This is a genomic window from Pantoea sp. PNT03, from assembly GCF_014852515.1.
Classification (GTDB): Bacteria; Pseudomonadota; Gammaproteobacteria; order Enterobacterales; family Enterobacteriaceae; genus Pantoea; species Pantoea leporis.
In genome coordinates this window covers 736,425-759,778 of the sequence record NZ_JACVBT010000002.1, presented here as the reverse complement: position 1 = coordinate 759,778, position 23,354 = coordinate 736,425, and the positions used below count along the sequence as shown (strand labels likewise).

20 protein-coding genes are annotated in these 23,354 nt (G+C 52.3%); 10 read left to right on the top strand and 10 right to left on the bottom strand.

Translation table 11 applies throughout. From position 1 onward, the window contains the following. Positions 1 to 503 precede the first annotated feature (503 nt). Positions 504 to 1,199, top strand: a complete 696-nt coding sequence (locus tag IB226_RS11530; RefSeq protein ID WP_101761095.1) for a helix-turn-helix domain-containing protein — start codon at positions 504 to 506, stop codon at positions 1,197 to 1,199. Here the strand turns inward: IB226_RS11530 and IB226_RS11525 are convergent. From IB226_RS11525 to IB226_RS11505, 5 genes are read right to left on the bottom strand one after another with little or no spacing between them, the layout of a single operon-like run. Further along, positions 1,176 to 1,772 carry a bifunctional 4-hydroxy-2-oxoglutarate aldolase/2-dehydro-3-deoxy-phosphogluconate aldolase gene (locus tag IB226_RS11525; protein ID WP_192235507.1) on the bottom strand — a complete coding sequence of 199 codons (597 nt, stop codon included), beginning with the start codon at positions 1,770 to 1,772 and terminating at the stop codon, positions 1,176 to 1,178. The genes IB226_RS11530 and IB226_RS11525 overlap by 24 nt on opposite strands. Beyond that, positions 1,762 to 2,658, bottom strand: a complete 897-nt coding sequence (locus tag IB226_RS11520) for a 2-dehydro-3-deoxygalactonokinase (protein WP_192235505.1) — start codon at positions 2,656 to 2,658, stop codon at positions 1,762 to 1,764. The genes IB226_RS11525 and IB226_RS11520 overlap by 11 nt, the downstream gene beginning before the upstream one ends. Further along, positions 2,655 to 3,551 (bottom strand): dihydrodipicolinate synthase family protein, encoded by an 897-nt coding sequence (locus IB226_RS11515; RefSeq protein WP_192235503.1) that lies wholly within the window; start codon positions 3,549 to 3,551, stop codon positions 2,655 to 2,657. The genes IB226_RS11520 and IB226_RS11515 overlap by 4 nt, the downstream gene beginning before the upstream one ends. Continuing rightward, positions 3,545 to 4,708 (bottom strand): mandelate racemase/muconate lactonizing enzyme family protein, encoded by a 1,164-nt coding sequence (locus IB226_RS11510; protein ID WP_110866997.1) that lies wholly within the window; start codon positions 4,706 to 4,708, stop codon positions 3,545 to 3,547. Before IB226_RS11510 ends, IB226_RS11515 begins: the two co-directional genes overlap by 7 nt. A gap of 17 nt (positions 4,709 to 4,725) precedes the next feature. After that, complete coding sequence (locus IB226_RS11505; protein WP_225608265.1) at positions 4,726 to 6,048, bottom strand: MFS transporter; 1,323 nt, start codon at positions 6,046 to 6,048, stop codon at positions 4,726 to 4,728. A gap of 505 nt (positions 6,049 to 6,553) precedes the next feature. Between IB226_RS11505 and IB226_RS11500 the strand changes: the two genes are divergently transcribed. Beyond that, complete coding sequence (locus IB226_RS11500; RefSeq protein WP_192235623.1) at positions 6,554 to 7,588, top strand: citrate:proton symporter; 1,035 nt, start codon at positions 6,554 to 6,556, stop codon at positions 7,586 to 7,588. Positions 7,589 to 7,769: 181 nt separating this feature from the next. On the opposite strand, the gene IB226_RS11495 is transcribed toward IB226_RS11500, so the two are convergent. Further along, positions 7,770 to 8,207: a VOC family protein gene (locus IB226_RS11495; RefSeq protein ID WP_137387207.1), complete on the bottom strand. Its 438-nt coding sequence runs from the start codon at positions 8,205 to 8,207 to the stop codon at positions 7,770 to 7,772. A 799-nt stretch (positions 8,208 to 9,006) separates the two neighbouring features. Here IB226_RS11495 and IB226_RS11490 point away from each other — a divergent pair. From IB226_RS11490 to IB226_RS11465, 6 genes are all read left to right on the top strand, one after another. Next, positions 9,007 to 10,254, top strand: coding sequence for an extracellular solute-binding protein (locus IB226_RS11490; RefSeq protein ID WP_192235501.1), 1,248 nt, complete (start codon positions 9,007 to 9,009; stop codon positions 10,252 to 10,254). A gap of 9 nt (positions 10,255 to 10,263) precedes the next feature. Next, on the top strand, positions 10,264 to 11,172 hold the full coding sequence (locus IB226_RS11485; protein ID WP_064739811.1) for a carbohydrate ABC transporter permease: 909 nt from the start codon (positions 10,264 to 10,266) through the stop codon (positions 11,170 to 11,172). Continuing rightward, positions 11,162 to 12,001, top strand: coding sequence for a carbohydrate ABC transporter permease (locus tag IB226_RS11480; RefSeq protein ID WP_064739810.1), 840 nt, complete (start codon positions 11,162 to 11,164; stop codon positions 11,999 to 12,001). Before IB226_RS11485 ends, IB226_RS11480 begins: the two co-directional genes overlap by 11 nt. Continuing rightward, the gene (locus IB226_RS11475; protein ID WP_101761764.1) at positions 12,001 to 12,945 is read left to right on the top strand and encodes a carbohydrate kinase family protein; all 945 of its coding nucleotides are present in this window, start codon (positions 12,001 to 12,003) and stop codon (positions 12,943 to 12,945) included. The genes IB226_RS11480 and IB226_RS11475 overlap by 1 nt, the downstream gene beginning before the upstream one ends. A gap of 3 nt (positions 12,946 to 12,948) precedes the next feature. Further along, positions 12,949 to 14,034: an ABC transporter ATP-binding protein gene (locus tag IB226_RS11470; RefSeq protein ID WP_192235499.1), complete on the top strand. Its 1,086-nt coding sequence runs from the start codon at positions 12,949 to 12,951 to the stop codon at positions 14,032 to 14,034. A gap of 255 nt (positions 14,035 to 14,289) precedes the next feature. Then, on the top strand, positions 14,290 to 15,366 hold the full coding sequence (locus IB226_RS11465) for a glycosyltransferase family 9 protein (protein WP_192235497.1): 1,077 nt from the start codon (positions 14,290 to 14,292) through the stop codon (positions 15,364 to 15,366). Positions 15,367 to 15,571: 205 nt separating this feature from the next. Here the strand turns inward: IB226_RS11465 and bamA are convergent, their stop codons facing one another. Then, the gene (gene bamA, locus IB226_RS11460; RefSeq protein WP_192235495.1) at positions 15,572 to 18,004 is read right to left on the bottom strand and encodes an outer membrane protein assembly factor BamA; all 2,433 of its coding nucleotides are present in this window, start codon (positions 18,002 to 18,004) and stop codon (positions 15,572 to 15,574) included. A gap of 214 nt (positions 18,005 to 18,218) precedes the next feature. Next, entirely contained in the window at positions 18,219 to 19,628 is a 1,410-nt protein-coding gene (locus IB226_RS11455; RefSeq protein WP_192235493.1) for an MFS transporter, read from the bottom strand. A 115-nt stretch (positions 19,629 to 19,743) separates the two neighbouring features. Here IB226_RS11455 and IB226_RS11450 point away from each other — a divergent pair, with 115 nt between their 5' ends. Beyond that, positions 19,744 to 20,598: a helix-turn-helix transcriptional regulator gene (locus IB226_RS11450; RefSeq protein ID WP_110867004.1), complete on the top strand. Its 855-nt coding sequence runs from the start codon at positions 19,744 to 19,746 to the stop codon at positions 20,596 to 20,598. 4 nt (positions 20,599 to 20,602) lie between these two features. On the opposite strand, the gene IB226_RS11445 is transcribed toward IB226_RS11450, so the two are convergent. Next, positions 20,603 to 21,595 (bottom strand): glycosyltransferase family 32 protein, encoded by a 993-nt coding sequence (locus tag IB226_RS11445; protein ID WP_192235491.1) that lies wholly within the window; start codon positions 21,593 to 21,595, stop codon positions 20,603 to 20,605. Positions 21,596 to 21,932: 337 nt separating this feature from the next. Here IB226_RS11445 and IB226_RS11440 point away from each other — a divergent pair, with 337 nt between their 5' ends. After that, positions 21,933 to 22,640 carry a phage antirepressor KilAC domain-containing protein gene (locus tag IB226_RS11440; RefSeq protein WP_192235489.1) on the top strand — a complete coding sequence of 236 codons (708 nt, stop codon included), beginning with the start codon at positions 21,933 to 21,935 and terminating at the stop codon, positions 22,638 to 22,640. Positions 22,641 to 22,742: 102 nt separating this feature from the next. Here IB226_RS11440 and IB226_RS11435 read toward each other — a convergent pair whose 3' ends face one another. Continuing rightward, positions 22,743 to 23,234 (bottom strand): GNAT family N-acetyltransferase, encoded by a 492-nt coding sequence (locus tag IB226_RS11435; protein WP_192235487.1) that lies wholly within the window; start codon positions 23,232 to 23,234, stop codon positions 22,743 to 22,745. Between the last annotated feature and the right edge of the window lie 120 nt (positions 23,235 to 23,354).

Here is a 23,354-nt window from a genome sequence, read left to right as displayed (position 1 = left end):
TAGGGAATAGGAGGGAGTTAACCTTTATCACCCTCCCATATTATTATTTCCCAGTGGATTTACTAGGTTTTAATCCTGGAGTATTTCCGAGAGTATCTTTGTTGTCACGCCGACGCTGATCAGGCTTTCCTGTCGATTTAGCTATTGGTTTTGGACCAGGTTTAAGACCCATGATATTTATCCTTCTAATTTAAGAGGGGCTGCCCTCCTATCCGGTTTTATGGCATAGCTCAAAAAATAACAAGAGGATTAATACGTCACATGCCAGTTAAATTATTATTTTTGATCAGTGTCATTTTATGGCATGTAGCGGGCTTTCGAATGGAGCATTATTCACCATTTGCTATGCGGTTCTAACTAATATTGATGAGCCGGGGTTGTTAACCTGGTTATCCCTCTTAATGCTTTCTTCTTACGTGCATCACAATCTCTTTCTGAATTCATATCACGCTGAAACAATAGGATTTATCATTTTCAAACCATAGTTATCAATGAGGCCATCTATGAACAGCACAGTATACGATGCTTTCCGCTGCCTGAACTTACTTGCGACAGCGACTCGTCCGCATGGAATTCGTGAAATGGGACGGGAGCTTGGACTGGATTCAGCTAAGGTTACGCGATTGATACAGACCTTGCTGACATTGGATATGGTACAGCGCGATGCCAACCGCAAATACAGTTTAGGTATCGGTATCCACCGCTTGTCGGCTCACGCGATTCACAATTCAGCATTTTACAATGCGGTAATGGACTTACTTGAAGAGAGCGGGAATCACGCCATCTCCATCGTGATCGGTGTTCTAAGTGGAAATAAGGTGGTCTATTTGATTCATACCCGCGGCGGAAAGAGTATTGCGCGTGCCATAGGCAATTATGAGTCATATCCGGTCCATGATTCGGTGATCGGCATTAAGCTTCTATCAGCGATGAGCGACGAAGAGATTATCAGCCAGATTGGTATCCACGATTATCAACTGCTGAGAAATGATATTGACGAGTCGCGTCGGCATCAGGTGTTTGCCAAAAATTTTGGTGCGGGAGATTACCGTCTGGCATGTAATATTCCCGGCATGCAGGCAGCGATCGCACTATCGAATATCAGCAGTGAAAAAATGGATATTGAGAGCTTACGTTTGTACCTTACGTCGGCAGCGAAGAAAATTAGCGGAGAATCACTGCCGATGCTGCAGCAGTAACTCGCAACGAGCAGCTGTCTCAGACACGAGCTGCCCGGTTTTATATAGCGTAGAACCCAGTCCCACACTGTCGTAATAACGCAGGAACTCAGTTGCATTTTCCACCCCTACCCCGCCCACGGCTGAAAAGCTTACGGGCTGAGAGAGTGGACCTTTCACCAGTTGAGGATAATTTTTCGGTAGCGAATAGGCCGGAAAAACTTTCATCACATCCACTCCCAGATCGATAGCAGTGAATATTTCACTCGGCGAAAACACCCCCGCGTACACTACAAGTCCGTATAGTTTAGCCTGCGCAATCACAGCCGGGTTTAAATTAGGAGTCAGAATAAAATCCGCAGCGGCTGCAAAACTGCGCTGCACCTGATCTTCCGTGGTGACAGTTCCCACGCCAAGCTGGATATCATTCCCAAAGCGATGGCGGACTTGTCGCAGGCTGATTTCCCAGTTAGGTGAATTGGTAGTGATTTCTATACGATGAATGCCCTGCTCAACCAGGCAGGCAATATGCGGCACTGCGTCTTCTGGCGTTATCCCGCGGAGGATAGCGATGATTTGCTTATTATCCACCATAACTAAATACCCCATTTAATCCGGCTATGATTGCGTCTTCGGCGGCTAAGAGTTCATAACGACGATGCAAAACCTCACATGCCAATCGATAACGTGGCAAAAGCATTTCACTACCAATAAAGCATACCGTTTTATCGCCGCTGGGATGTCCGCATGCAACTTCGTATCCAATGAGCAATCCGGAAAGCCAGGAAGCGGCCTGTTCCTGTGCCAAAGCACCAAGAATATAACGGCCTCGGCAGCGAAACAGTTCCGTCACCAGTTCAACTTTTTCATGCACCACTGATAGCGCGGTTTCGACTCCCGCCTGAAAAGCGGCCGGTGAGTGAACTTGCTCCGGCAGCCCTTTACCCACCACGGATTGATTGAGTAACAAATGATAAAGTTCGCCAGTCATCAAGGTCTGCATCTCAGTGACCTGCTGCTGCGAGCGTTCAACCCACAGCCATTTGCTGTGGGTGCCGACGGCGGCGAATGTGGAGGCATCAGAAAGCGTGAGCGCACCCGCCAGTTGCATCTCTTCACCACGGCAGATCTCATTCACTCGTTTATCGCAAATACCGGGCCGTATGGTCAGCGGATTTGGCAGGATACCCGGCAGTTCCAGGCCTTTACCCAGCAGTTGCGAAAAACTAAGTGGCATATTGAGGTAACCGGCGTCAGCAATACCGATATTGCTGCCAATCATGCCGCAGAGCAGCACGGGTATTTGTTCATCGTAAGCATCCTCTAGCCGATGCAGCTGCTGCTTTAAAATCTCAGGCAACGCTGAGCGCTGGCACTTGCCGACGCCGCAGCTGTCTTGCACAGATTTAATCACTACGCCATCGCGCACGCTGAGGGCGCGAAAGTTGCTGGTACCCCAATCCACCGCGATATAGTTCATGGACGTCCTCCTAACACGGCGAGAGGCAGGAAATCCGTGATCTCTTTCAATTCCCGACGCGTGGCGTCATCCAGACTTTTCGCCGGCTCACGTACATAATCGCTGGCAAAAATCCCTGCCTGATGCAGCACTGTTTTATGTATGGCTACCCCGATCCCCGGTTGCACTCCATAGCGCAGGAAAGGTAGATAGCGATAAAACAGCGCTTGCGCTTCCTGACGATCTTGCTGCCATGCCGCCAGGATGGCGTTAATCACGTCCGGGAATTCGCAAGCAGGCATGGTGCCCGTTACACCACGGCATAACTCCTCAAAGAGGAAACCTGCGTTCAAGCCGCCAAACAGGCCTACGCTATCTCCAAGCGCCTGTTTTAACGCAGTGATTTTCAACGTCGTCGGCGGTTGTTCCACTTTGATATACCTGATGGCAGGAAAGTCCTGACACAAACGCACCAGCGTCGAAACGGGAATGTTAACGCCCGTCATCAGAGGCGCGTCCTGGATCATGATATCGATTTCGCAGGCCTGGCATATGTCTCGCCAGAAGTGATAGATCTCCTCCGGACCGGGCTTAACCACCGAAGGCGGATTGACCATCGCCACCTGAGCTCCCCAGCGATGCACCCTGTTGATGTCTTCAATGGCAACAGCGGATGAAGCACCGCCAGCAGCAGCCACCAGCGGTAAATCCCCCACCAGCTTTTTGACGCAAAAGAACAGGGTCTGCTTTTCATCCTGCGTTAAGGCGTAGCCTTCGGAAGCATTGCCAAACAATGCAAGACCATCAATGCCTTGTTGCAGCAGAAATTTCACCAGACGTTCAATGGATGCCAAATCCAGCTGGCCCTGCTCATCAAATGCCGTGGCGAGAATGGGTATGTTACCTTTTAACATGCAGCCTCCATCATCACGTCGCGCACGCGATCTTCATCAATTTCAATGCCTAACCCTGCGCCCTGCGGCAGGTGATACTCACCGCGTTCGCAAATCAGTGGCTGCTTGAGCAGTTGATTAGCGAGGGCAAAAACTGGCGGCTGATATTCGAGCATAAACAGGTTGGGTATGGCGGCGGCAACATGGATCGATGCGGCGATGCAAGGACCTAGACCCACGCTTAAATGCGGTGCCACACGTAAATTCCATGTCTCGGCCAGCGACGCGATATGCATCAGCTCGCTAATGCCGGTTCTGCCGACATCGGGCTGAAGGATATCTGCAGCGCGCTGTTCAATCACCGCTTTGAATTGATAACGCGTACGCTCGGTTTCACCTAACGCAATGCTGACCGCACTTTTGGCACGCAATTCGCAGTGGCCGACGATATCTTCTGGCAGCAGTGGTGCTTCGAGAAAGCCGACGCCCAGCGCGTGCAGTTGCGCTGCTAAATCAGTAGCGTCTGCCACACCGTAATTCCAGTGCGCATCAATGAAGACTTGCGCCTCATCGCCGAGCGTTTCACGAATGGCTCGAATATTTTTAATGTCTTCTCGCACGCCGTAGCCCAGAGCTAACTTAACGGCATTAAAGCCTTTCTCCTGCCATTGCCTGGCGAGGCGGCTGCGGCTTTCAATATCAGGCTCAGGTAAACCCGAGACATAGCAAGGGATCACATCGCGAAAGGCACCGCCGAGTAGTTGATGGACCGGAAGACCAAGAATTTTTCCCTTGAGATCCCACAATGCGATATCCACACCTGCAATAGCGTCGATATGATAACCACCGGTATGTCCACGATCGCGCATGGAGTCATACATCCTTGAGTTGAGCACGCCGCCAGAGAATGGCGATTCCCCTATCAACAATGGCGCGAACAGCTGCTTAATCAGTTCTGCGATCACCTGAGGCACCACGGGCGCCAGGGCTTCTCCCCACCCTACATGCCCTTCGCTACTGGTAATTTTCACCAGGCAGGTTTCCATCTTGCGTGAGTAGACGCAGCGGTATTCTGGACGATAGTAATAATCCGGGCCGGTTCCGTCCGGCTTACCGCCGAGGTAGGCATGCTCCGGGGTGATTTTGAGTGGGAAACATTCCACTTTCGTTATGTGCATAAAGGCTCCAGTTTCCGTTAATTCAACACTTTTCCGGCAGTTTCTTTTGCAAACCACACTGCAATGAATGAAATTAGCGCGGTGATCATCACGTACCAGGCGGGTGACAGCGGATCTCCCGTTAAGGAGATCAGGCTGGCGGATGCCAGGGGTGTTACACCGCCAAACACCGCCACAGTCAGGTTGTAGGACATCGCGATGCCGCCATAGCGAATCGCTGTGGGGAACAGTTCGACCATTGCTGCGCCACAGCCACCGTTAAACAACGCAACACACACACCCAATACACTCATTGCCGCGATAGAGCTGCCCACCGATCCCTGTGTCATTAGCAGCATGGCGGGATAGGTCAACAGGATGAAACCAGCGCATGCCACCAGCATCAGCGGCCGTCGTCCCCATCTATCAGACAAGTAGCCCGTGATTGGCATGCAAATAGCGACGCTCAGTAAGCCCAGCGTGGTGATGAGATAAGAATCAGTACGGCTGTAGTGCAGATGCGTAGACAAATAGCCGGGCATAAAGGATTGCAGCACCCAGCTGCTGACCGCTTTGATCACGACGAAACCGGTACAAAACAGCAACGCCGACAATGAGGTTTTCAAGGCTGTGTGCAGTGGCGATTTTTCGATTTTGCCGGTGGCTTTTAACTTGTGAAATTCAGCCGAATCTTCCATGTTGCGGCGCATATATAACCCACCCAATCCGAGCGGTGCTGCGAGCAGGAAAGGAATGCGCCATCCCCAGTCATTCATTGCCGTCTCACCCAACCAATAGGTCAACAGCAGCACCAGTCCAGAGCCGCAAACAAACGCCATGAAACTGAAGTTCTCACTCCAGCAGGTAAGCGTGGCGCGACGATGCGGCTCAGCGCTTTCTGCCAGATAGGTGATTACGCCGGAACTCTCACCACCTGCGGCGAATCCTTGTACTAATCGAGTCATCACCAACAGCACCGGTGCGACAATTCCCACCTGATGCCAGGTCGGCAGAATGCCCATCACAAATGTAGATATTGAGGTGATGACAATTACCGTCACCAACACTTTGCGTCGTCCCAGACGATCGCCCATGGAACCGAAAAAGAAGCCACCCAGCGGGCGCATTAAAAAGCCGGATCCAAATACAGCAAAAGATTTCAGAAGTGCGGTAGCAGGGTCAGAACTGACAAAGAAGTTACTGGCAATAATCGCCGCCAGGGTCCCATATAAGCCAAAATCGAACCACTCGATAAAATGACCAATCCCGGCTGCCATCATGATTTTGGCAGTACGCTTTGGCGGATTATTGGTTTTTGTCGCCACGTACTCACCGCCATACTGACGGGTTGAATTCTCCATACGACCTCCAGAAGGTAAATGTCACGCCATAGAGAGACGCGTCATGTCTTGGAAGTTAGCGTATGAATTTTGATGAGATATTGCGCCGGCGATGAGAGATAGCGTGAAGCCAATCAAAGAACAAATCCGGCAATTGCTTCACATAGTGAAGCAGAGAAGAGATCCCTTACAAAGCGCCTAATGTAAGCCGGGTTTATAGTTATCAGACCAAGCCATTACGTATAATCCCAAAGCTTTGCCTATGCTGCCGGCGGTTTTATTCAATGCGTATATTTCATGTCAGTCCACCAAAAAACCGAATCGAAACATATGGTGTCAGCACATATCTCCTCGTCATTGAAACAGCGCTAAACGAGCTATCCTTCCATAAGGAGGAACAACCTATGTGCGGAAGATTCACACAGTTCCAGAACAGAGATACCTATTTTGATGCCCTTAGTGTAGCTGATGGTGACTACATCCATGATCCTGAACCTATCGGGAGGCCGGGCTTTTTGATCCTTTTATCCGTCTCATTGTTCGTATTGTAAAAGGCGATCCGCTTAAAGTGGTGATCGGCACTGCTATCCTTGATATCAGCGTGGCGCTCGACGGCGATGGTGCCACCACCTATCTCATCTGTACGGCAGCACTTCTTCCACTGTATCGTCGGCTGGGAATAAAGCTTCAGTACATGGCCACCGTACTGCTGCTTTCAATCGGCGTAATGAACATGCTCCCGTGGGGAGGACCAACAGCGCGCGCTGCCAGCGCCATGAAGGTAGACGTTGGAGAGCTCTTTATGCTGCTTCTGCCCATTATGATCTGTGGCCTTGCCTGGGTAGTGCTGGTTGCCGTTATTTTTGGACTGCGCGAACGTCGCCGGCTTGGGGTGATTAAAATCGATCTGAGTGAAGAGACCGGGCAGCTTACATCTGTAACTAATTATCGTTATCTCTTTAATTCAGCGCTGACCATTGCCCTACTGGTTATGTTAATTCTGGGCATGCTTCCTATGGCAACACTGTTTATGATCGCCTTTGCAGTGGCGATGCTAGTGAATTTCCCTAACCTGAAGCATCAGAAGGAGCTCCTTGCCAAACATGCAGAGAACGTGCTTGCCATTGTTTCTCTCATTTTTGCAGCAGGAATTTTTACCGGCATCCTGTCCGGAACAGGTATGGTAGATGCCATGTCTAACAGTCTTGTAAATTCACTGCCAGCCTCAGCCGGCCCCTGGCTCGGCATCCTCACGGCGCTGATCAGCATGCCGTTCACCTTCTTCATGACAAACGATGCGTTCTATTTTGGCGTTTTACCCATTCTTGCGCAGACAGCGACAAGCTACGGAATCTCGCCTATGCAGATGGCCGTTGCTTCACTGATTGGACAACCTGTTCATCTGCTCAGCCCGCTTGTTGCGTCAACTTACCTTCTTGTCGGCATTCTTAATCTGGATTACGGGCTGAATCAGCGCGCAAGCCTTAAATGGGCGGTGGGAACAGTATTGTGCATGCTGTCAGGCGCCATCGTGCTTGGCACATTACCGCTACACAACTGATCTATACACGTTAATTAATTCGCTGTGATTTAACGCTGCCCTTATTAATTATAAGGGCAGCGTTAATGTACGCTTTTCGCTAAAAACAGAAATTGGCCTGGCGTCGTCCACTCTTTTCCCTAAGCGGGCTTTGCAAACATCACGGTTTAATTAAAGGATAACAGCTAATAATATGTGGGTCTCATTGGCTGCGTTCCATCAATTCAAGCGTCTGACCATCAGGACTTTGTAAATATATTACTCTGGTACCCTGCATGGGTCCTGACGACACTGTTTGAGGTTTACCCGGCGTCTTCCAACCGTAGTCCGATACTTTGCCTAAGAGCGTATCAAGATCCTCAACCATAAAAGCAAGGTGAGCGTAGCCTGGGATATAGGGCGCTGAAGGTTCTTCTGGCTGCTCAATGTTATTGTATTGGAGTAATTCAATTCGGATATCAGCCAGTTCAAGCAAAGCCATCCGTACATCAGCTCCCCTTGCACCTGTAACCTCATCGATTATAGGCCCAGACATTTTTCCTTCACGTAATAATTTACCGCCAAGAATCTGAGTCCAGAATAATAATGAGTCTTCAATATTTTTAACTGAAAAACCAACGTGATTGACACTTAAGATCATGTGATTACCTACTGATTTTTGAAAGTCCATCAGCCAACTATATAAAAAGAATGCTTTATTTCTACACCATAAATGCGCGAACGTTTTACAAGCCTGCATCCTTTATCGATAAATTGCGAATATCCTCTTTTTGCTCAAAGCGGTCTCTAATTTCCAATCGCGCAAAGGGGCTGCAGCGATTCAGTGAAGCACTTTTATGTTGAAAGAGAGCATATGGTAGGAACATTTGAGGATAAGCAGAATGCTACTGGAAAAGCTCAGGTTGCTTTAAGTTCGGAGGAAGGACAGTGAACTCTGGTTTTTCATCAGGGAACGCCAGCAGCACATGGTGCTTAGGTTCAAGATGCGGTGTTATGTTTGATGTGACAGAACTACCTAAGCCGTCATCATTTTGACGTCCGCTTTTGGCTGTATTATCAGCCGAAAATCTCATCCTAACCAGCTACTGATAACGGCATTTCGCCGTTAAGAGATGCGCTTTCATGCAGCAAGCCCCAACGCAACTGCACCTAAACAATGCATTCGGCAAAAAGCTGATCGGCACTTTTCACAAATGTCCTCCTTTTTAAAACCACATGAATATCTATGATCGGCCACACATTTTACAATCTGTTTACCTGGCAGCGGCGAAAATCTGTGCAAAGTAGTGTCCAGCGGCAAACGAGATTTATGCCCTGGCACGTCAATTGCTTTAGCTAACCAATGTCAGCCGCAGCAACCTGACAACCTGTGCGCGTTATTAAATCCATCAAATTGATTTAATAAAACACCCTCTTTTTGCATCAAGGCGGAAAACACCATGAAAATCCGATTCAACCCAGTCATAAAAGGTTGTTTTGCAGCAGTTCTGTTAGCCAGCGTAGGCAGCGCGGTAGCGGCAACCACGTTGAATGCATTGTTTATGACGCAGGCGGCGTATAGCGAAAATGATATCCGCGCCATGACGCAGGCGTTTCAGAAAACGCACCCAGACGTGCAGGTTAATCTTGAGTTTGTGCCGTACGAAGCGCTGCATGACAAAATTGTTGCGGCGCGTGGCGCGGGCGGTAACGGCTACGATGTGGTGCTGTTCGATGCCATCTGGCCGGCAGAATTCACTAAGTTCGATCTATTGCAGGACGTCAGCAGCCGCATCAGCGCTGATGAAAAAGGGCAGATTTTCCCCGGCGCAATGAACACCGTTGAGTTCAAAGGCAAAACCCTCGGCATGCCGTGGATTCTCGATACCAAATATCTCTATTACAACAAAGCGATGCTGGAAAAAGCCGGTATCACCACCCCGCCGCAAACCTGGCAGCAGGTGATGGATGACGCGCGCATCATCAAGCAGAAAAACATCGTGAAATATCCGCTGGTGTGGAGCTGGTCGCAGGCGGAAGCGCTGGTGTGCGATTACACCACGCTGGTATCAGGTTTCGGTGGCAAGTTCTATAACAACGACAAACTCGATTTCTCCTCCCCGGCCTCGTTGCAAGCGGTGAAGCTGATGAAAAGCTCGCTGGATGAAGGCTTGAGCAATCCGGCTTCACGCGAATATCTGGAAGAGGATGTGCGTAAAGCCTTCTCCAATGGCGATGCGGCTTTCGCGCTCAACTGGACCTACATGTACAACATGGCCAACGATCCTAAACAAAGTAAGGTCGCCGGCCAGGTGGGCATCGTTCCCGCGCCAGGCGATGCGCCGGGCAAATTCGGTGCGGTAAACGGTTCGATGGGCCTTGGCATCACTAAAGGCAGCGCGCATGCGGATCAGGCATGGCAATACATTCGCTACATGACTTCACAGCCGGTACAGAACCAATACGCCACGCTGAGTCTGCCGATCTGGAGAAGCTCGTATCAGGATCCGGCGGTGCTGAAAAACCAGGAAAGCCTGATCGCGGCGGCGGATAAGTCGCTTAACGTGATGCTGTCGCGTCCGGAAACGGCTGACTATTCGCGTCTCTCCAACACGCTGCAGCAGCAGTTGCAGCAGGTGCTGGTGGGCAGTGCAACGCCAGATGCCGCGCTGCAAGCGGTAGATAAGAGTGCGGCGCGTCTGCGCTAAGGGGCAACAATGCTGAGTTTGCGTCAACGCGAACAACGGCAGGCATGGGTGCTGCTGGCACCCATGTTGTTGGTGATGCTGTTGCTCACCGCATGGCCGCTGTTACGCACCATCTGGCTGAGTTTCACCGATGCCGCCCTGATCGGCAGCGGTGAAGCGCCGGGCTGGATTGGCTTTGAAAATTATCTGTTCGCCATCACCGATGCGGATTTCCGCAGTTCGCTATGGCGCACGCTCTATTTCACCGTGGTGTCGGTGGCAATTGAAGGCGTGATCGGCGTGCTGGTAGCGCTGTTGCTGAACCAGAAATTCGCCGGTCGCAACGTGCTGCGCGTGCTGGTGATTTTGCCGTGGGCGCTGCCGACCATCGTTAACGCCATGATGTGGCGTCTGAATTTCAACCCGGATTACGGCAGCATCAACGCCCTGCTGACGCAGTTAGGGATCATTGATGGCTATCGCAGCTGGCTGGGTTCGCCGGATTCGGCGCTCAACGCGGTGATGTTCGCCGATATCTGGAAAAACTATCCGCTGGTGACCTTACTGGTGCTGGCGGCGTTGCAATCGATCCCCGACGATCTGTTCGAAGCCGCACGGCTGGATGGCGCATCGGCGTGGCGGCGTTTTCGTGCCATCACCTTCCCGGCGATTGTTGGCCCGCTCAGCGTGGCGCTGGTGCTGCGCACCATCGACGCCTTCAAAATTTTCGACATCATCTACGTAATGACGCGCGGCGGTCCGGTCGATAGCACCAAAACCCTGAGTTTTTACGTGTATCAGGAGTCGTTTAGCTACTTGCGTGCTGGCAGCGGCGCGGCCTACGCGATGTTGATGACCTTGCTGTGCGCGGTGCTGATCACGCTTTACATGTTGTTACTGTGGCGCCAGCGCCGCAAAGGAAGCGCTCATGAAGGTTAAATTGCGCCATGTCGGTAAATACGCCGCCGCGCTGCTGGTGGCGTTCTCAGTGTTAGCGCCGATGGGCTGGCTGTTTTTGATGAGCGTCAGCGCCGCCAGCGATCTCACCCGCGTACCGCTGGAGTGGCTGCCGCGCCAGTGGGATTTCACCCGCTACGGCAAGCTGCTGTCGCTGGAGCCGGGCCAGCCGGGCGTACTGTTTCTGCATGCACTCGGCAACAGCCTTTTAGTCGCCACCGGCGCGACAATCATCTGCTTACTGCTGGCCATTCCGGCAGCGTTCAGCTTCTCGCGCTACCGCGGGCGCGACGGCTGGCTGTTTGCCTCGCTTGCCATCTATATGGTGCCGCCGGTGGCATTCGTGTTGCCGCTCTACTTCCTGTTGCAGCAGTTCGATCTGCTCAACACGCGGCCCGGATTGATCATTGTTTACTGCTCGCTGATTCTGCCGTTCCTTACCTGGATGCTGAAAAACCAGTTCGATACGCTGCCGCAGGATATTGAGCAGGCGGCGCGGCTCGACGGCCTGCGCGTCTGGCAAGTGCTGTTACGCATTACGCTGCCGCTGGCGAAGCCGGTGTTGGGGGCCGCCGCACTGTTTGGCTGGCTGCTGGCGTGGGACGAATTTTTCTATGCGCTGCTGTTTACCAGCAATATCGCCGCACAAACCTTACCGGTCACCATTGCCGGATTTACCGCCGGACGCGCCACCGATGATGGCTTGATCGCTGCCGTTGGCATTCTGGCGTCGGTGCCACCGCTGTTTATTGCCATCTGGCTGCAGAAGACGCTGGTTAGCGGCCTTGCCAGTGGCGGGAGCAAAGGATAATGGAGCAGAAACTCACCGCCACGCTGTATGTGGTGGGTAACATTAATGTCGATTTGATCATGGGCACGCTGGATAACTGGCCGCAGCGCGGTACTGAAGTGATGCTGAATCACAGCGAACTGCGTCCTGGCGGCTCGGCGGGCAACTGCGCGCTGGCGCTGGAAGCGATGCAGGTGCGCCATCGCGCGGTCGCCAATCAGGGCAATGATGGCCTGAGCGCCTGGCTGGCGAGTCATTTTCCGCACAGCGCTGCGCACTGGACGCGCTACAGCTGCGAAACCTCGCTTACCGTTGGCGTGACGCATTCGGATCACGAACGCTCTTTCCTGAGTAATCTCGGCCATATCGTGCAACTCACCGCGCAGGATGTGCTGGATCAACTGCCGGCTACCGCGTCTGACGGCGATATCGTGCTGCTGTGCGGCACCTTTTTGTGTCTGCATCTGTATGACGATTATCCGGCGCTGCTCGCCGAGCTACAGCAGCGCGGCTTTGTCACCGCCGTCGATACCGGCTGGCCGCCACAGGGCTGGACAAACGAAGTGCGTCAGCAGATCACGCATTGGCTGCCGCTGTGCGACTGGCTGCTGCTCAATGAAGTGGAAACGCTGGGATTGGCGGCGTCAGACGACTTGCCCGCCAGCGCGCAAATGCTGGCGCAACAGCTGAGCGGACGCGGCGGCTGCGTGGTGAAATGTGGCCCGCATGGCGCGCGCTGCTGGCAGGCAGATAACTCAGTAAGTCAGCCTGCACGTCCTGTCACGGTGGTGGATACCATCGGCGCGGGCGACAGTTTCAACGCCGGATTTCTCACCGCCCTGCTGCATCAGCAAGATCTCACCACGGCTTTGCAATGGGGGATTTCGGTGGCGTCACTGGCTATTAGCACCTTGCCGCGTCGTTATCCCGACTGGCATCAACTGCAACTTTCCCAGGAGTTTTAAATTATGGCCAGTGTTGAACTCGTAAAAGTGGCCAAACGCTACGCAAAACAGTCGGTGCTGCATCCGCTCGATCTCACCATTCCTGACGGCAGTTTTACCGTGCTGGTTGGCCCATCCGGCTGCGGAAAATCGACGCTGTTGCGCTTGCTGGCCGGGTTGGAGAGCTTGTCGGATGGCGCGATCCTGATGGACAAAGTGCAAATCAACGACCGCGATCCAGCCGATCGCGATATCGCCATGGTGTTTCAGAGCTATGCGCTCTATCCGCACTTAACCGTGGCGGAGAATCTGGCGTTCCACATGCAGGTGAAGAAGGTGAAGCGCGAGGAGCAGCACACTAAAATTGCGCGTATCGCCGGAATTCTTGGCATCGATAAGCTGCTGCAACGCTATCCGCGTGCACTGTCAGGCGGACAGCGTCAACGCGTGGCGATGGGCCGCGCGATGGTGCGAAATCCCAAAGTGTTCCTGTTCGATGAGCCGCTGTCGAACCTCGATGCGCAGCTGCGTATGGAGCTACGCGCCGAGATCAAATCGCTGCATCAGCGTTTCAAAACCACCATGGTTTATGTGACGCACGATCAGGTTGAGGCGATGACGCTGGCCGACCAAATTGTGGTGATGAAGGATGGCCGCATCGTGCAGCAAGGCGCGCCGCTGGCGATTTACGATCGTCCGGCGGATACCTTTGTCGCACGCTTTATCGGCTCACCGCCGATGAACCTGTTAACGGCACAGCTGATTGCCCGCGATGGCGTGCCCGGCGTGCAGTGCCAGGATCTGTGGCAGCCGTTGCCCGCGCGTTGGCAAGCGGCGGCGCGCGAACGTGCTGGCGCAGCCGTGACGCTCGGCGTGCGCCCGCACGATCTGCTGGAAGCCAGCAGCAACGCTGCAGCGTTGGTGAAAGTGGTGGAGATCACCGGCGAATCCACCTTGTTGCATCTCGAATGGCACGGTCAGCCGCTGCATATGCAGATCGCCGGACGTCATGCGGCTGTCAGCGGCGAGAGCATTATGCTGGGCTTCAACGCCGAGAAGATTCATCTGTTTGATGCGGAGACGGGATTAAGGTTGGTTGAGTCGCTTTAAGTCGGTGCTCAGGCCAGAAAAGGCCCTTAAGATTGTCATTGCTGTTTAGGGGGCGCATGAGCATCCTATTCGCCCAATCGTTAGTTTCCGTATTGGAGTGCGTACATTGCGCTGAATAGGATGTTCTCGTGAGCTGTCAGAAAGATTTTTTTTAATCACTGAAAACGGTAACATAGGCATCCAATGATCATCCTTGCCGCATCGTTTCATCTTTTAAATTTTCAATGTGGCCTTTTCATATGTGCGGGTATTGTTATGCGGTTCCTGAAAACGATTAATAGAAATAAAAACAACCTGCTTAGAAAAATAAAAAAAACAGTGTTATTGTGCCTTATCCGAACTATACGCACCCGAGATGCTTTTGAACCTGTTAAAGCGCGTAATATATTGATTCTTCGTCTCGACGACAAAATTGGTGACATGGTCGTGACGACTGGGACTGCATTTAAACTCGCAGAAAAAGGTTACAGAGTCTCAGTGCTCACTGGTCCGGTATGCGGGCAACTGCTCCATAACTGCGACTATTTTGATCAGATTATTCAATATAAAAATCGGATGTCACTTGACCTGTTACACGCTCAGAAATTTGATGTTGTCATCGATTTTGACGATGTTCAGGATTATGAACGTCTGAAGCTGGCATGGCTGATGAGACGTAGCCACCATGTTGGCTTTAATAAAAATCTTCCGGGTATTTATAATGCATCCATCCGTTATCTTGATGCCGAGAAGCATATCACTGAACGCCATAAGCGGGTGCTGGCACTGTTCGATATCCACGAAACCTCATTTCATTATAAACTTGGGTACTGTGCTAAAGAACAAAATAGAGTTAAAAACGCCCTTAACATTACAAATAACGATATTGTCGTTTCTGTGAATCCTTTCTCTGGCGCCACGGATAAAGATTTCTCCGAAGAACAGGTCATCTCTCTCATCTACTTTATTCACTCGATTAATCCGGAGATAAAAGTTGTGGTAATCGGGCAGAGCAACAAAGTACGTTCATTCAGTGCGCATGGTGCTTTAATTATGTCAGAAAGTACCATAAATACCGCAGTTGAAATTGTCCGCATCTCTGACGCGGTAGTGAGTACGGATACTTCCATCGTCCACATTGCTAACGCGCTAAATCGTCCACTAGTGGCACTTTATAATAAGAGGAAGCTCAAGGATACCGGCTTGATCGGCTATAAAACCTGGGCACCAAATTATCCTCAGGGTAATCAGATAGTGGTTGAAAATGATTACATTAGTCATTGTTCAATCAACACAATTTTTCCGGCAGTTGAGACTGCAATCCGGGCAGCAAGTATGCTTAAGCTCCCGTAAACACTTTCATCATCTCTAATGAAAAAAAGCCACCCAACATTGGGTGGCGAAATATAGTTAATCACATGCATAACAACGATATTGGCGAACACTCATTCCTTAAGCATTTCACGACGGCTATTTTACCCTGCTGGCTATTTTATTCTGTCTTCACCGTTTAAAGATAATGTAAAACTCCTCTCAACCTTTAACGAATTAAATACATCTACCAGGTTTTACCAATATTAAACTGGAACTGCTCCGACTTATCGCCTTCATATTTTTTAATCGGCACCGCATACGAAAACACCAGCGGACCCAGCGGTGACTGCCATTGCAAGGCCACGCCACTCGACACGCGAATCTGGCTGGGATCGCCATAATCGGGAATCCCCGCCGCTTTAGTGGCTGCGGTATTCTGCCAGCCGGTATCCCACACGGTGCCGGCATCAACAAACAATGAAGTGCGCAGCGCATCGGCATAGCGCTCGCTGATAAACGGCGTAGGGACAATCAGCTCCGCGCTCACCACCGCCATCGCATTACCGCCCACCGCATCATCCGATTTCTCCACCGGGCAAGCACCGTAACTGCTTTCGCTGCCGCTGCAGCGGTAATAGGCGGCTTTTGGCCCGATGGTGTTGGAGGAGAATCCGCGTACCGAACTGGAGCCGCCGGCATAGAAGTTATCGTAGAACGGCACTTCTTTGCCGCCTAAACCGTCGGCGTAACCGGCTTTACTGCGACCCATCAGCACCCAGCGATGATCGCTGCTCAGCGGCAAGTAGCCATTGGCGGTCAGCGTGCTTTTGTAATAGCTGTTGGTGGAACCTGGAATGGTCACTTTGGTGTTGAAACCGGCGCTCACGCCCGAGGTGGGGAAGAAGCCGCGATCCAGCGAGTTGTAGCTCCAGCCAATGTTCCAGAAGAAATCGTTGGCAGTAAATTTGTCCGCCACGGTGGCATCGTCATCGTCGTCATCGCTGGTGATCACATGCGGATGAATGCCCTGCGAACCCAGATAGCGCCACATTGCTACCTGCGGTGCCATATTGCTGACGCGGTTATAGACGTAATCCAGACCACTGTTCACGCTGCTGTTTTCGCCGATTGGGAAGCTTAACGTGCTACTCGCGCCGAAGCTTTTCAGCGTGTATTCGGAAAGATCGTTATCTTCCGCGCTGTAATCGTTGTAGAACAGTTTGCCGCCAAGACTCACGCCATCCACGGTGAAATAGGGATCGGTGGCAGCGATTTCGACATAGGTTTGATAGCTGTTTTTCGTGCCGCTGAAACTCACAGTATTGCCGGTGCCCATCCAGTTATCCTGGCTAACACCAAGCTGATAACTGATGCCGCTGTCGGTGCCGTAACCCAGTCCAACGTTGAAGGTGCCGGTATTGCGCTCCTTCACTTTGTACACCACGTCCACCTGATCCGGGCTGCCCGGCACGCGCTGCGTATCTACATCTACGCTTTCGAAATAACCGGTACGATTAAGGCGCGCCTTGCCCTGCTCCACCTGATTGCTCGCCAGCCACGCGCCTTCCATCTGGCGCATTTCACGACGCAGCACCGCATCTTTAGAGGTATCGTTGCCCGAGAAACGCACCTGTCGCACCGAGAAGCGCCGCCCGGCATCGACATTCACGTGTAGCTGCACGGTTTTATCGCTGTCGTCTATTTCCGATTGCGTATTTACCTGCGGGAACGCATAGCCGTAACGACCGAGCAGGCTTTTAATCGCCTCTTCGTTTTGGTTGATTTTTGCCCCGCTGTATAAGCTGCCCGCCGGCACGTGCGCCAGTTTTTCAATTTCGGCGGAATAGCCGGCCATATTTCCGCTCAGCGTTACGCCGCTAACATGATAAACATCGCCTTCATGAATATTTATCGTAACGTAAATATGCTTTTTATCCGGCGTTAAACTGACTTGTGTGGAATCGAGGTTAAAGCGTGCGTAACCGCGATCGAGATAATAACTGCGTAGCGTCTCTAAATCGCCCGAGAGTTTCTGTTTCTGGTATTTCTGATCGGCGATCAAATTCCACCACGGCACATCGTCGCGCAGTTGAAAATGCGAAATCAGTTCATCAGCGGAAAAAGCGTGGTTGCCGACAATGTTGATCTGCTGAATTTTCGCCGACACGCCTTCGGTGAAAATGAACTTCAGATCGACACGGTTGCGCGGCAACGGCGTGACGACCGCTTTGACGCTGGCAGTATATTTCCCGGCGCTGTAGTAGAAATCTTCCAGCCCTTTTTCCATATCCGATAGCGTGGTGCGGTCCAGCGCTTCACCCACGCGCACGCCCGAGGCATCAAGGTTCTGCTTGAGCTGATCCTCTTTAATCGCTTTGTTACCAGAGAATGAGATGCTGGCAATCGCCGGGCGCTCTTTGACTTTGATCAGCAGCGCATCCCCGTCACGCAGCACCTGCACATCGTCAAAATTGCCGGTGGCGAAAAGCGCGCGGATGCTGTTGCGAATATCATCATCATTGACGCGATCGCCAACACGCAGCGGCATATGCAGCAACGCCGCGCCGGGTGCGACGCGCTGAAGCCCAGCAAAGTGAATATCCTTTAGGGTGAAATCATCTGCACCAAAGGCAGTGGTGGTTACCATTAAAAGTAACCCGGTTAACATCTTCTTCATCTGTTGTGAGCCTGCCGTTTTTCCTGTGCCTGATTCAAGCGCCTTGCTTCCGCACCACATAAAAACGGGCTGAACACGCGGTTCAGCCCGTTAACTGCGGCGATATGTTCCGGAAAAAAGACCGCTGAGCCAAAGGTAAATTCAGCGCGACCCGCGGATTTTCGGTTGTTTTACAATAAGCTGCATCGCTCCTGCCAAAATCTCCGCATAAGAATTACCCTTCTGCCGTTACCGGCTGAAACGTACGGCGATTGAGGCTGGTGAAGATCACCAGTAATGCCATCATCACCAGCTCAACGCCGAGCGTACCGGTGATTGCCGCCAGATGATTGCCGTGCGTATAGATCTGCATGAATACACCGCCCAGCAGCATCGGGCCTAAACCTAACGCCGATTGCTGCACCGTCGACAGCACCGCGCTGCCCGCGCCCGCCTGGTGATGCGGCACGCCGCTCATGCCAATGCGGTAGAAGGTGCTGACGATAAACGATTGACCAAAGCCAATCAGCACCGTTGCAGGAATTAGGGTGAAAATACCGACCTGCGGCCAGGCGAGTTGCAGCGTGGCGATCAGGGCCAGCAACCCAACCATTTGAATGCCGCAGCCCATCAGTAAGGCGCCGCGCTTACCTAAACGCTCGACGATGCGCGTGGATTGCATCGCCCCGATAAAATAGGCCACGCCAAGCGCGATAAACGCGTTCCCGGACTGAAACGCGGTCAGCCCTAAACCGGCCTGCAGCGTCAGCGCGACGGAAAACATAAAGCCGCTCCAGCAGGAGAAGAACAGCACCGCCAGCGTCAGGCCAAAACGCACGCTCGGCAGACGCAGCAGTGAAGGCGGCAGCAGCGGCGCGCCGTTGGCCGCTTCCAGACGCAGCGAACTCTGGCGCAGACGATGCAGAAACAGCGGGAACAGCACCAGCCGCAAGATGCACGGCCACGACCAATGCAGCAGCGGACCGAGCGCCAGTGCCAGCATCAGGCAACCAATCGCGCCCGCCAGCAGCAAGGTTCCGCTAATATCCACCGGTACGCGCTGCGTGTTCTGCGTCTCCGGCACAAAGCGGCGCGCGGTGATCAGCACAAACAGGCAAATTGGCAGGTTAATCAGGAAAACGCTGCGCCAGCCGTAGCCGCCGATATCCGCTTTGATGAGAAATCCGCCCAACACCTGACCGATGATAAAGGCCAGCCCGCCAATGCCGCCATACAAACCGATGGCGCGCGCATGCGCTCTGCCCTTCAGCGTGATGTGCAGCGTGGCGAGGATTTGCGGCACGATAAAGGCCGCGCCCACGCCTTGCAGCGCGCGGGCAAACATCAACAGGCCAACGCTATTGGCGATGCCGCATAATAAAGATGCAATACCGAAGATCCCTACTCCTGCAAGGAACACGCGACGGCGACCGTAGTTATCCCCGAGCCTTCCGCCCATCGCCAGGCAGATGGCAAAGGCAATGCCGTAGACCGCGACGATCAGCGCCAGCTCAATCGCCGTGGCCTGCAGCGTGTGGGCCATCGCGTCTAACGCTACGTTAACGATAGAAAAATCAATCATGGGCAGCAGCTGCCCGGCAAGCAGGACCATCAATCCTGTGCGTTGAAGTTGCGATGTCTGCATCGGTTTTACCTTGTTTTTGCTGTCAGTACGGCATAGCATCACCTAACCATTAAACGGGTACCAGTTCTTAATTATCATGGTATAAATACTACCCGTCTTGTCGAAGGATCTGCTTATGAGCCTGGCATCCGCGCCTGTTACCACCGAACAAAACAACCGTAAATTACTCGGCACCTTTCTGCGCACGCGCCGGGAAAATCTCGATCCCAATCGACTCGGTTTACCCCGCATGCGCCATCGCCGCACGCCGGGTTTACGCCGCGAAGAAGTCGCGCAGTTAGCGGATGTTGGCGTGACCTGGTATACGTGGCTGGAACAGGGACGCGATATCAAAGCCTCGCCGAAAACCCTGACGGCGATCGCTAGCGCGTTGCAGTGCAACGATGTGGAAACGCAGCACCTGTTTTCGCTCGCCGGGCACGCATTGCCCTCGGTGCGCGTGGTGGCCGCCTGCTGCAAAATTGCCGCGCACAATCAGCAGATGCTCGATGCGATCCAGTTACCGGCGATTATTGAGACGCCGCGCTTTGATATTATCGGTTACAACGCCGCGTGGTGTGCCTTGATGGGCGTGGATTTAGCCGAAATCGCGCCTGAAGATCGCAACTGCATCTGGCTGGCCTTCAACCACCCAACCTGGCGCAAAGCGCTGAATGACTGGGATGAAGTGATGCCGCAGATGGTGGCGATGTTTCGCGGGCAGATGGGCGAGCACCTTGGCGATCCGCACTGGGAAAGCTTTCTTGCTCGCTTGCTGAACAGTTCAGATGAGTTTGCTCACACCTGGCAGCGCTATGAATTGGGCCAGGTGGAAAATCGCGTAAAACGATTTTACCGCGACGAAGTGGGTGAAATGACGCTGCGGCAAAATAACTGGTGGTCGGCGTCACGCAACGGCGATCGCCTGCTGGTGTATGTACCGGACGATGAAATCAGCGCCGCGGCACTCCAGCAGTTGATCAATCCGTGATGCGTTATGCCTTGCCCGTCATTGCCGGAACCGGTGTCTGCGGGCGGGCGCCCTTCTGGCTGTTTAACAGAATCTGACCCAATAAGCTGTCTTTATTCACCACGCCATATTTCAGGTTGGTGTCGAGATATTTACGATCAAATCCCGTCAGTTTGGTCAGCGGCGGCAAGACGGCCGGCAGACGATCGACCATCAGCATGCGGCTCAGCTTCACCGGACGCCACTCCACCAGGCTTTGATACAGCAACGCGCTGGCTTCGCATTTACGCAGATAGAAGTTGTACTGATTGTTCTCACGCAGCGCCTGCTGCTGCGCGATATACACCACCAAATAATCCGGTGGCGTGATGCCCTGAACAATGGTTTCGTAATTGGGCAGCGCGAGCAAACGACGGAAAAACTCGTCGGCGCCCACTTCAACAATCGGGCGGAAAAAGTGCAGCCAGCGCGCAATAAAGGCATTATTTTTCGGCGCGGCCAGGAACCAGGATTCAATCACCGGATAGTCTTTATCCAGCGTCGAACTGTCGCGATAAAAGGCGATCAGGTCATAACCATCGTCAACATTCACCGCCAACAATTCGTCCATCGTGCGGTTGAGAATGATGGTGGCATCCATCCAGATTCCGCCATAGCGATGCAGCAGTTCCAGCCGGATTACGTCACTTTTATGTGAAGGGCGCATATCCTGATGCACGAAGTGCAGATCGGGCAGATAGTGCTGAATATTCAGGTTATTGATGACGGTTACCTGATAGCCGGGGTTTTCGCGCACGATTTTATCGACAAAAATCTGGATTTCTTCCGGTAGCGTTTCACTTTCCCAGTACATCCAAATCTGACGCGGAATGGCAGCGGGCGCGGTATGGCGTGCAACTAAATTGATATCCTGCTCTGCGGCAGGATTGTAATCGGGCAGCGTTCTGCGTTTGGTCAGCTTTTTTTCCGCCAGTAAACCTAGTGAAACCAAATGGGTTTTAAATTTATTCTTTTTCATCGTTTCTCCAGCAGCACAGCCGCCAGTTAACTACTTATTGCTGTTAAAAAAGGCACACATCAGCCCTGCACCTAATGCTGCAGAAAGCCGACAAAAGCCCGGAAAATTGGCTCAAAATTATCAAACAGCACTCAGCGCGACAATTTAATAAACCGCTAAAACCTCACTTTAAGAGAATACGTAGAACGCCGGGTTTGCGAAATCTGGCTTTGTGAAACGTTACGCAAAGCCGAACATCTTAGGTGAACGGTTAAAAATAATACTGGATATATAAACAGTGTTGCGTATACTTATTCAACAGCCACAAGGCTGAGTAAGTCTGCAAGAGGTGATAGTGATGATGATCTCAACGGAAAGTCTGTCTGCTTTGAATGCATCAATGATGATGAGCAGCCGCGAAATTGCCCATGTCACGGGCATTACGCACGGCGAAGTGAAGCGCCTGGTGAAAAGCCTGGAAACCGCACAGCGTCTTTCCCAGCCTTTGACGGTGAATCTCTATGAGCATCAGGGTGAAGTGCGTCAGGAGTTTCATCTTAACAAGCGCGATTCATTACTCGCCGTTGCCCGGCTTTCGCCTGGCTTCACTGCGGAATTACTCGATCTCTGGCAGCAGCGTGAACAGTTTACCCATCTGCCTGATTTCACCAATCCGGCGGAAGCGGCCCGCGCCTGGGCGGAGCAATTTGAGCAGCGCCGTGCGGCTGAGCAGCAACTTGCGTTGTCGGCCCCTAAGGCTGAATTTTTTGATCGCTTTGTCGAGATCGAAGATTCGCTCGGCTTTCGTCAGCTGTGCAAGATGTTGAAGGTAAAGGAAACTGAATTTCGTGAGTTTTTGTTAGAACGCAACATTATGTATCGCGAAAAAGGCACGCTGGCACCGCAGCAGCACCATATACAGGCGGGATATTTCACCCTGCGCTCCGGACGTGGCGAGAATCAGCATGCTTTCTCCCAAGCGCGTTTCACCGCCAAAGGCGTGAAATGGGTGGCCAGTTTATGGGCGGGACATCTGTCGGCTCAGCCGAAAGGTGTGGCTGCATAAAGTGTGCGCAGGTGTCGTAGCGGCGTAATTTATTGCGCGATAAATCGCGCCGCCAGGGAATGTGCGATCATTGAATGCTTAGCGTTATATTTACCTGTTGAATTACAGTTTCATCAGCATCTCATGCCACGCCATGCCACCGTGGTCTGACTCAGACGGTTTGATGTACTGATAGCCCCATTTTTTATACAGCTCAACGTGCTGGGTTTTGCACATCAGATGAATGGTTCGCTTGTCCATTTTCTTCATCAGCTCGATAAACTGGCGCATCAGCAGCGACGCATAACCTTTGCCCTGATAAGCGGGATCAAGCACCACCGACATAATCACGGCGTTGGGTGCTGCCGGATCGTGGCCGATTAACTCTTTGAACGCTTCATCCGACATCACCACCTCCCACGCACAACCGGCGTTGATAAAACCAATCACCTTGCCATCGGTTTCCATACATAAAAATCCCTGTGGATACTGCGCAATGCGGGTAGCAATTTTTTCACGCGTGGCGGCTTCATCACCTTCGTAAGCCTCAATTTCAATCGCGTAACAGCGATCCACATCTGCCAGCCTGGCTTCTCTAAATACTAACGTTGACACGATTAAACCTCTTAGATTCCTCTATGAACGGCGGTCATTCTAACAGGCCGAATGTGTCTTTGCGCATAAGTACTCCCCTCAAACCATTAAAGTCGCCATCTAAAGTGATCAAAAAAATTA

Excerpts from the sequence above, each read along its gene's own strand:
- IB226_RS11520 (WP_192235505.1), bottom strand. The coding sequence starts at position 2,658 with ATGAACTATATCGCGGTGGATTGGGGTACCAGCAACTTTCGCGCCCTC.
- IB226_RS11455 (WP_192235493.1), bottom strand. The coding sequence starts at position 19,628 with ATGCAGACATCGCAACTTCAACGCACAGGATTGATGGTCCTGCTTGCC.
- IB226_RS11510 (WP_110866997.1), bottom strand. The coding sequence starts at position 4,708 with ATGCACATAACGAAAGTGGAATGTTTCCCACTCAAAATCACCCCGGAG.
- IB226_RS11505 (WP_225608265.1), bottom strand. The coding sequence starts at position 6,048 with ATGGAGAATTCAACCCGTCAGTATGGCGGTGAGTACGTGGCGACAAAA.
- IB226_RS11530 (WP_101761095.1), top strand. The coding sequence starts at position 504 with ATGAACAGCACAGTATACGATGCTTTCCGCTGCCTGAACTTACTTGCG.
- bamA (WP_192235495.1), bottom strand. The coding sequence starts at position 18,004 with ATGAAGAAGATGTTAACCGGGTTACTTTTAATGGTAACCACCACTGCC.
- IB226_RS11495 (WP_137387207.1), bottom strand. The coding sequence starts at position 8,207 with ATGATCTTAAGTGTCAATCACGTTGGTTTTTCAGTTAAAAATATTGAA.
- IB226_RS11445 (WP_192235491.1), bottom strand. The coding sequence starts at position 21,595 with ATGAAAAAGAATAAATTTAAAACCCATTTGGTTTCACTAGGTTTACTG.
- IB226_RS11450 (WP_110867004.1), top strand. The coding sequence starts at position 19,744 with ATGAGCCTGGCATCCGCGCCTGTTACCACCGAACAAAACAACCGTAAA.
- IB226_RS11465 (WP_192235497.1), top strand. The coding sequence starts at position 14,290 with ATGCGGTTCCTGAAAACGATTAATAGAAATAAAAACAACCTGCTTAGA.
- IB226_RS11490 (WP_192235501.1), top strand. The coding sequence starts at position 9,007 with ATGAAAATCCGATTCAACCCAGTCATAAAAGGTTGTTTTGCAGCAGTT.
- IB226_RS11485 (WP_064739811.1), top strand. The coding sequence starts at position 10,264 with ATGCTGAGTTTGCGTCAACGCGAACAACGGCAGGCATGGGTGCTGCTG.
- IB226_RS11525 (WP_192235507.1), bottom strand. The coding sequence starts at position 1,772 with ATGGTGGATAATAAGCAAATCATCGCTATCCTCCGCGGGATAACGCCA.
- IB226_RS11515 (WP_192235503.1), bottom strand. The coding sequence starts at position 3,551 with ATGTTAAAAGGTAACATACCCATTCTCGCCACGGCATTTGATGAGCAG.
- IB226_RS11475 (WP_101761764.1), top strand. The coding sequence starts at position 12,001 with ATGGAGCAGAAACTCACCGCCACGCTGTATGTGGTGGGTAACATTAAT.
- IB226_RS11480 (WP_064739810.1), top strand. The coding sequence starts at position 11,162 with ATGAAGGTTAAATTGCGCCATGTCGGTAAATACGCCGCCGCGCTGCTG.
- IB226_RS11440 (WP_192235489.1), top strand. The coding sequence starts at position 21,933 with ATGATGATCTCAACGGAAAGTCTGTCTGCTTTGAATGCATCAATGATG.
- IB226_RS11470 (WP_192235499.1), top strand. The coding sequence starts at position 12,949 with ATGGCCAGTGTTGAACTCGTAAAAGTGGCCAAACGCTACGCAAAACAG.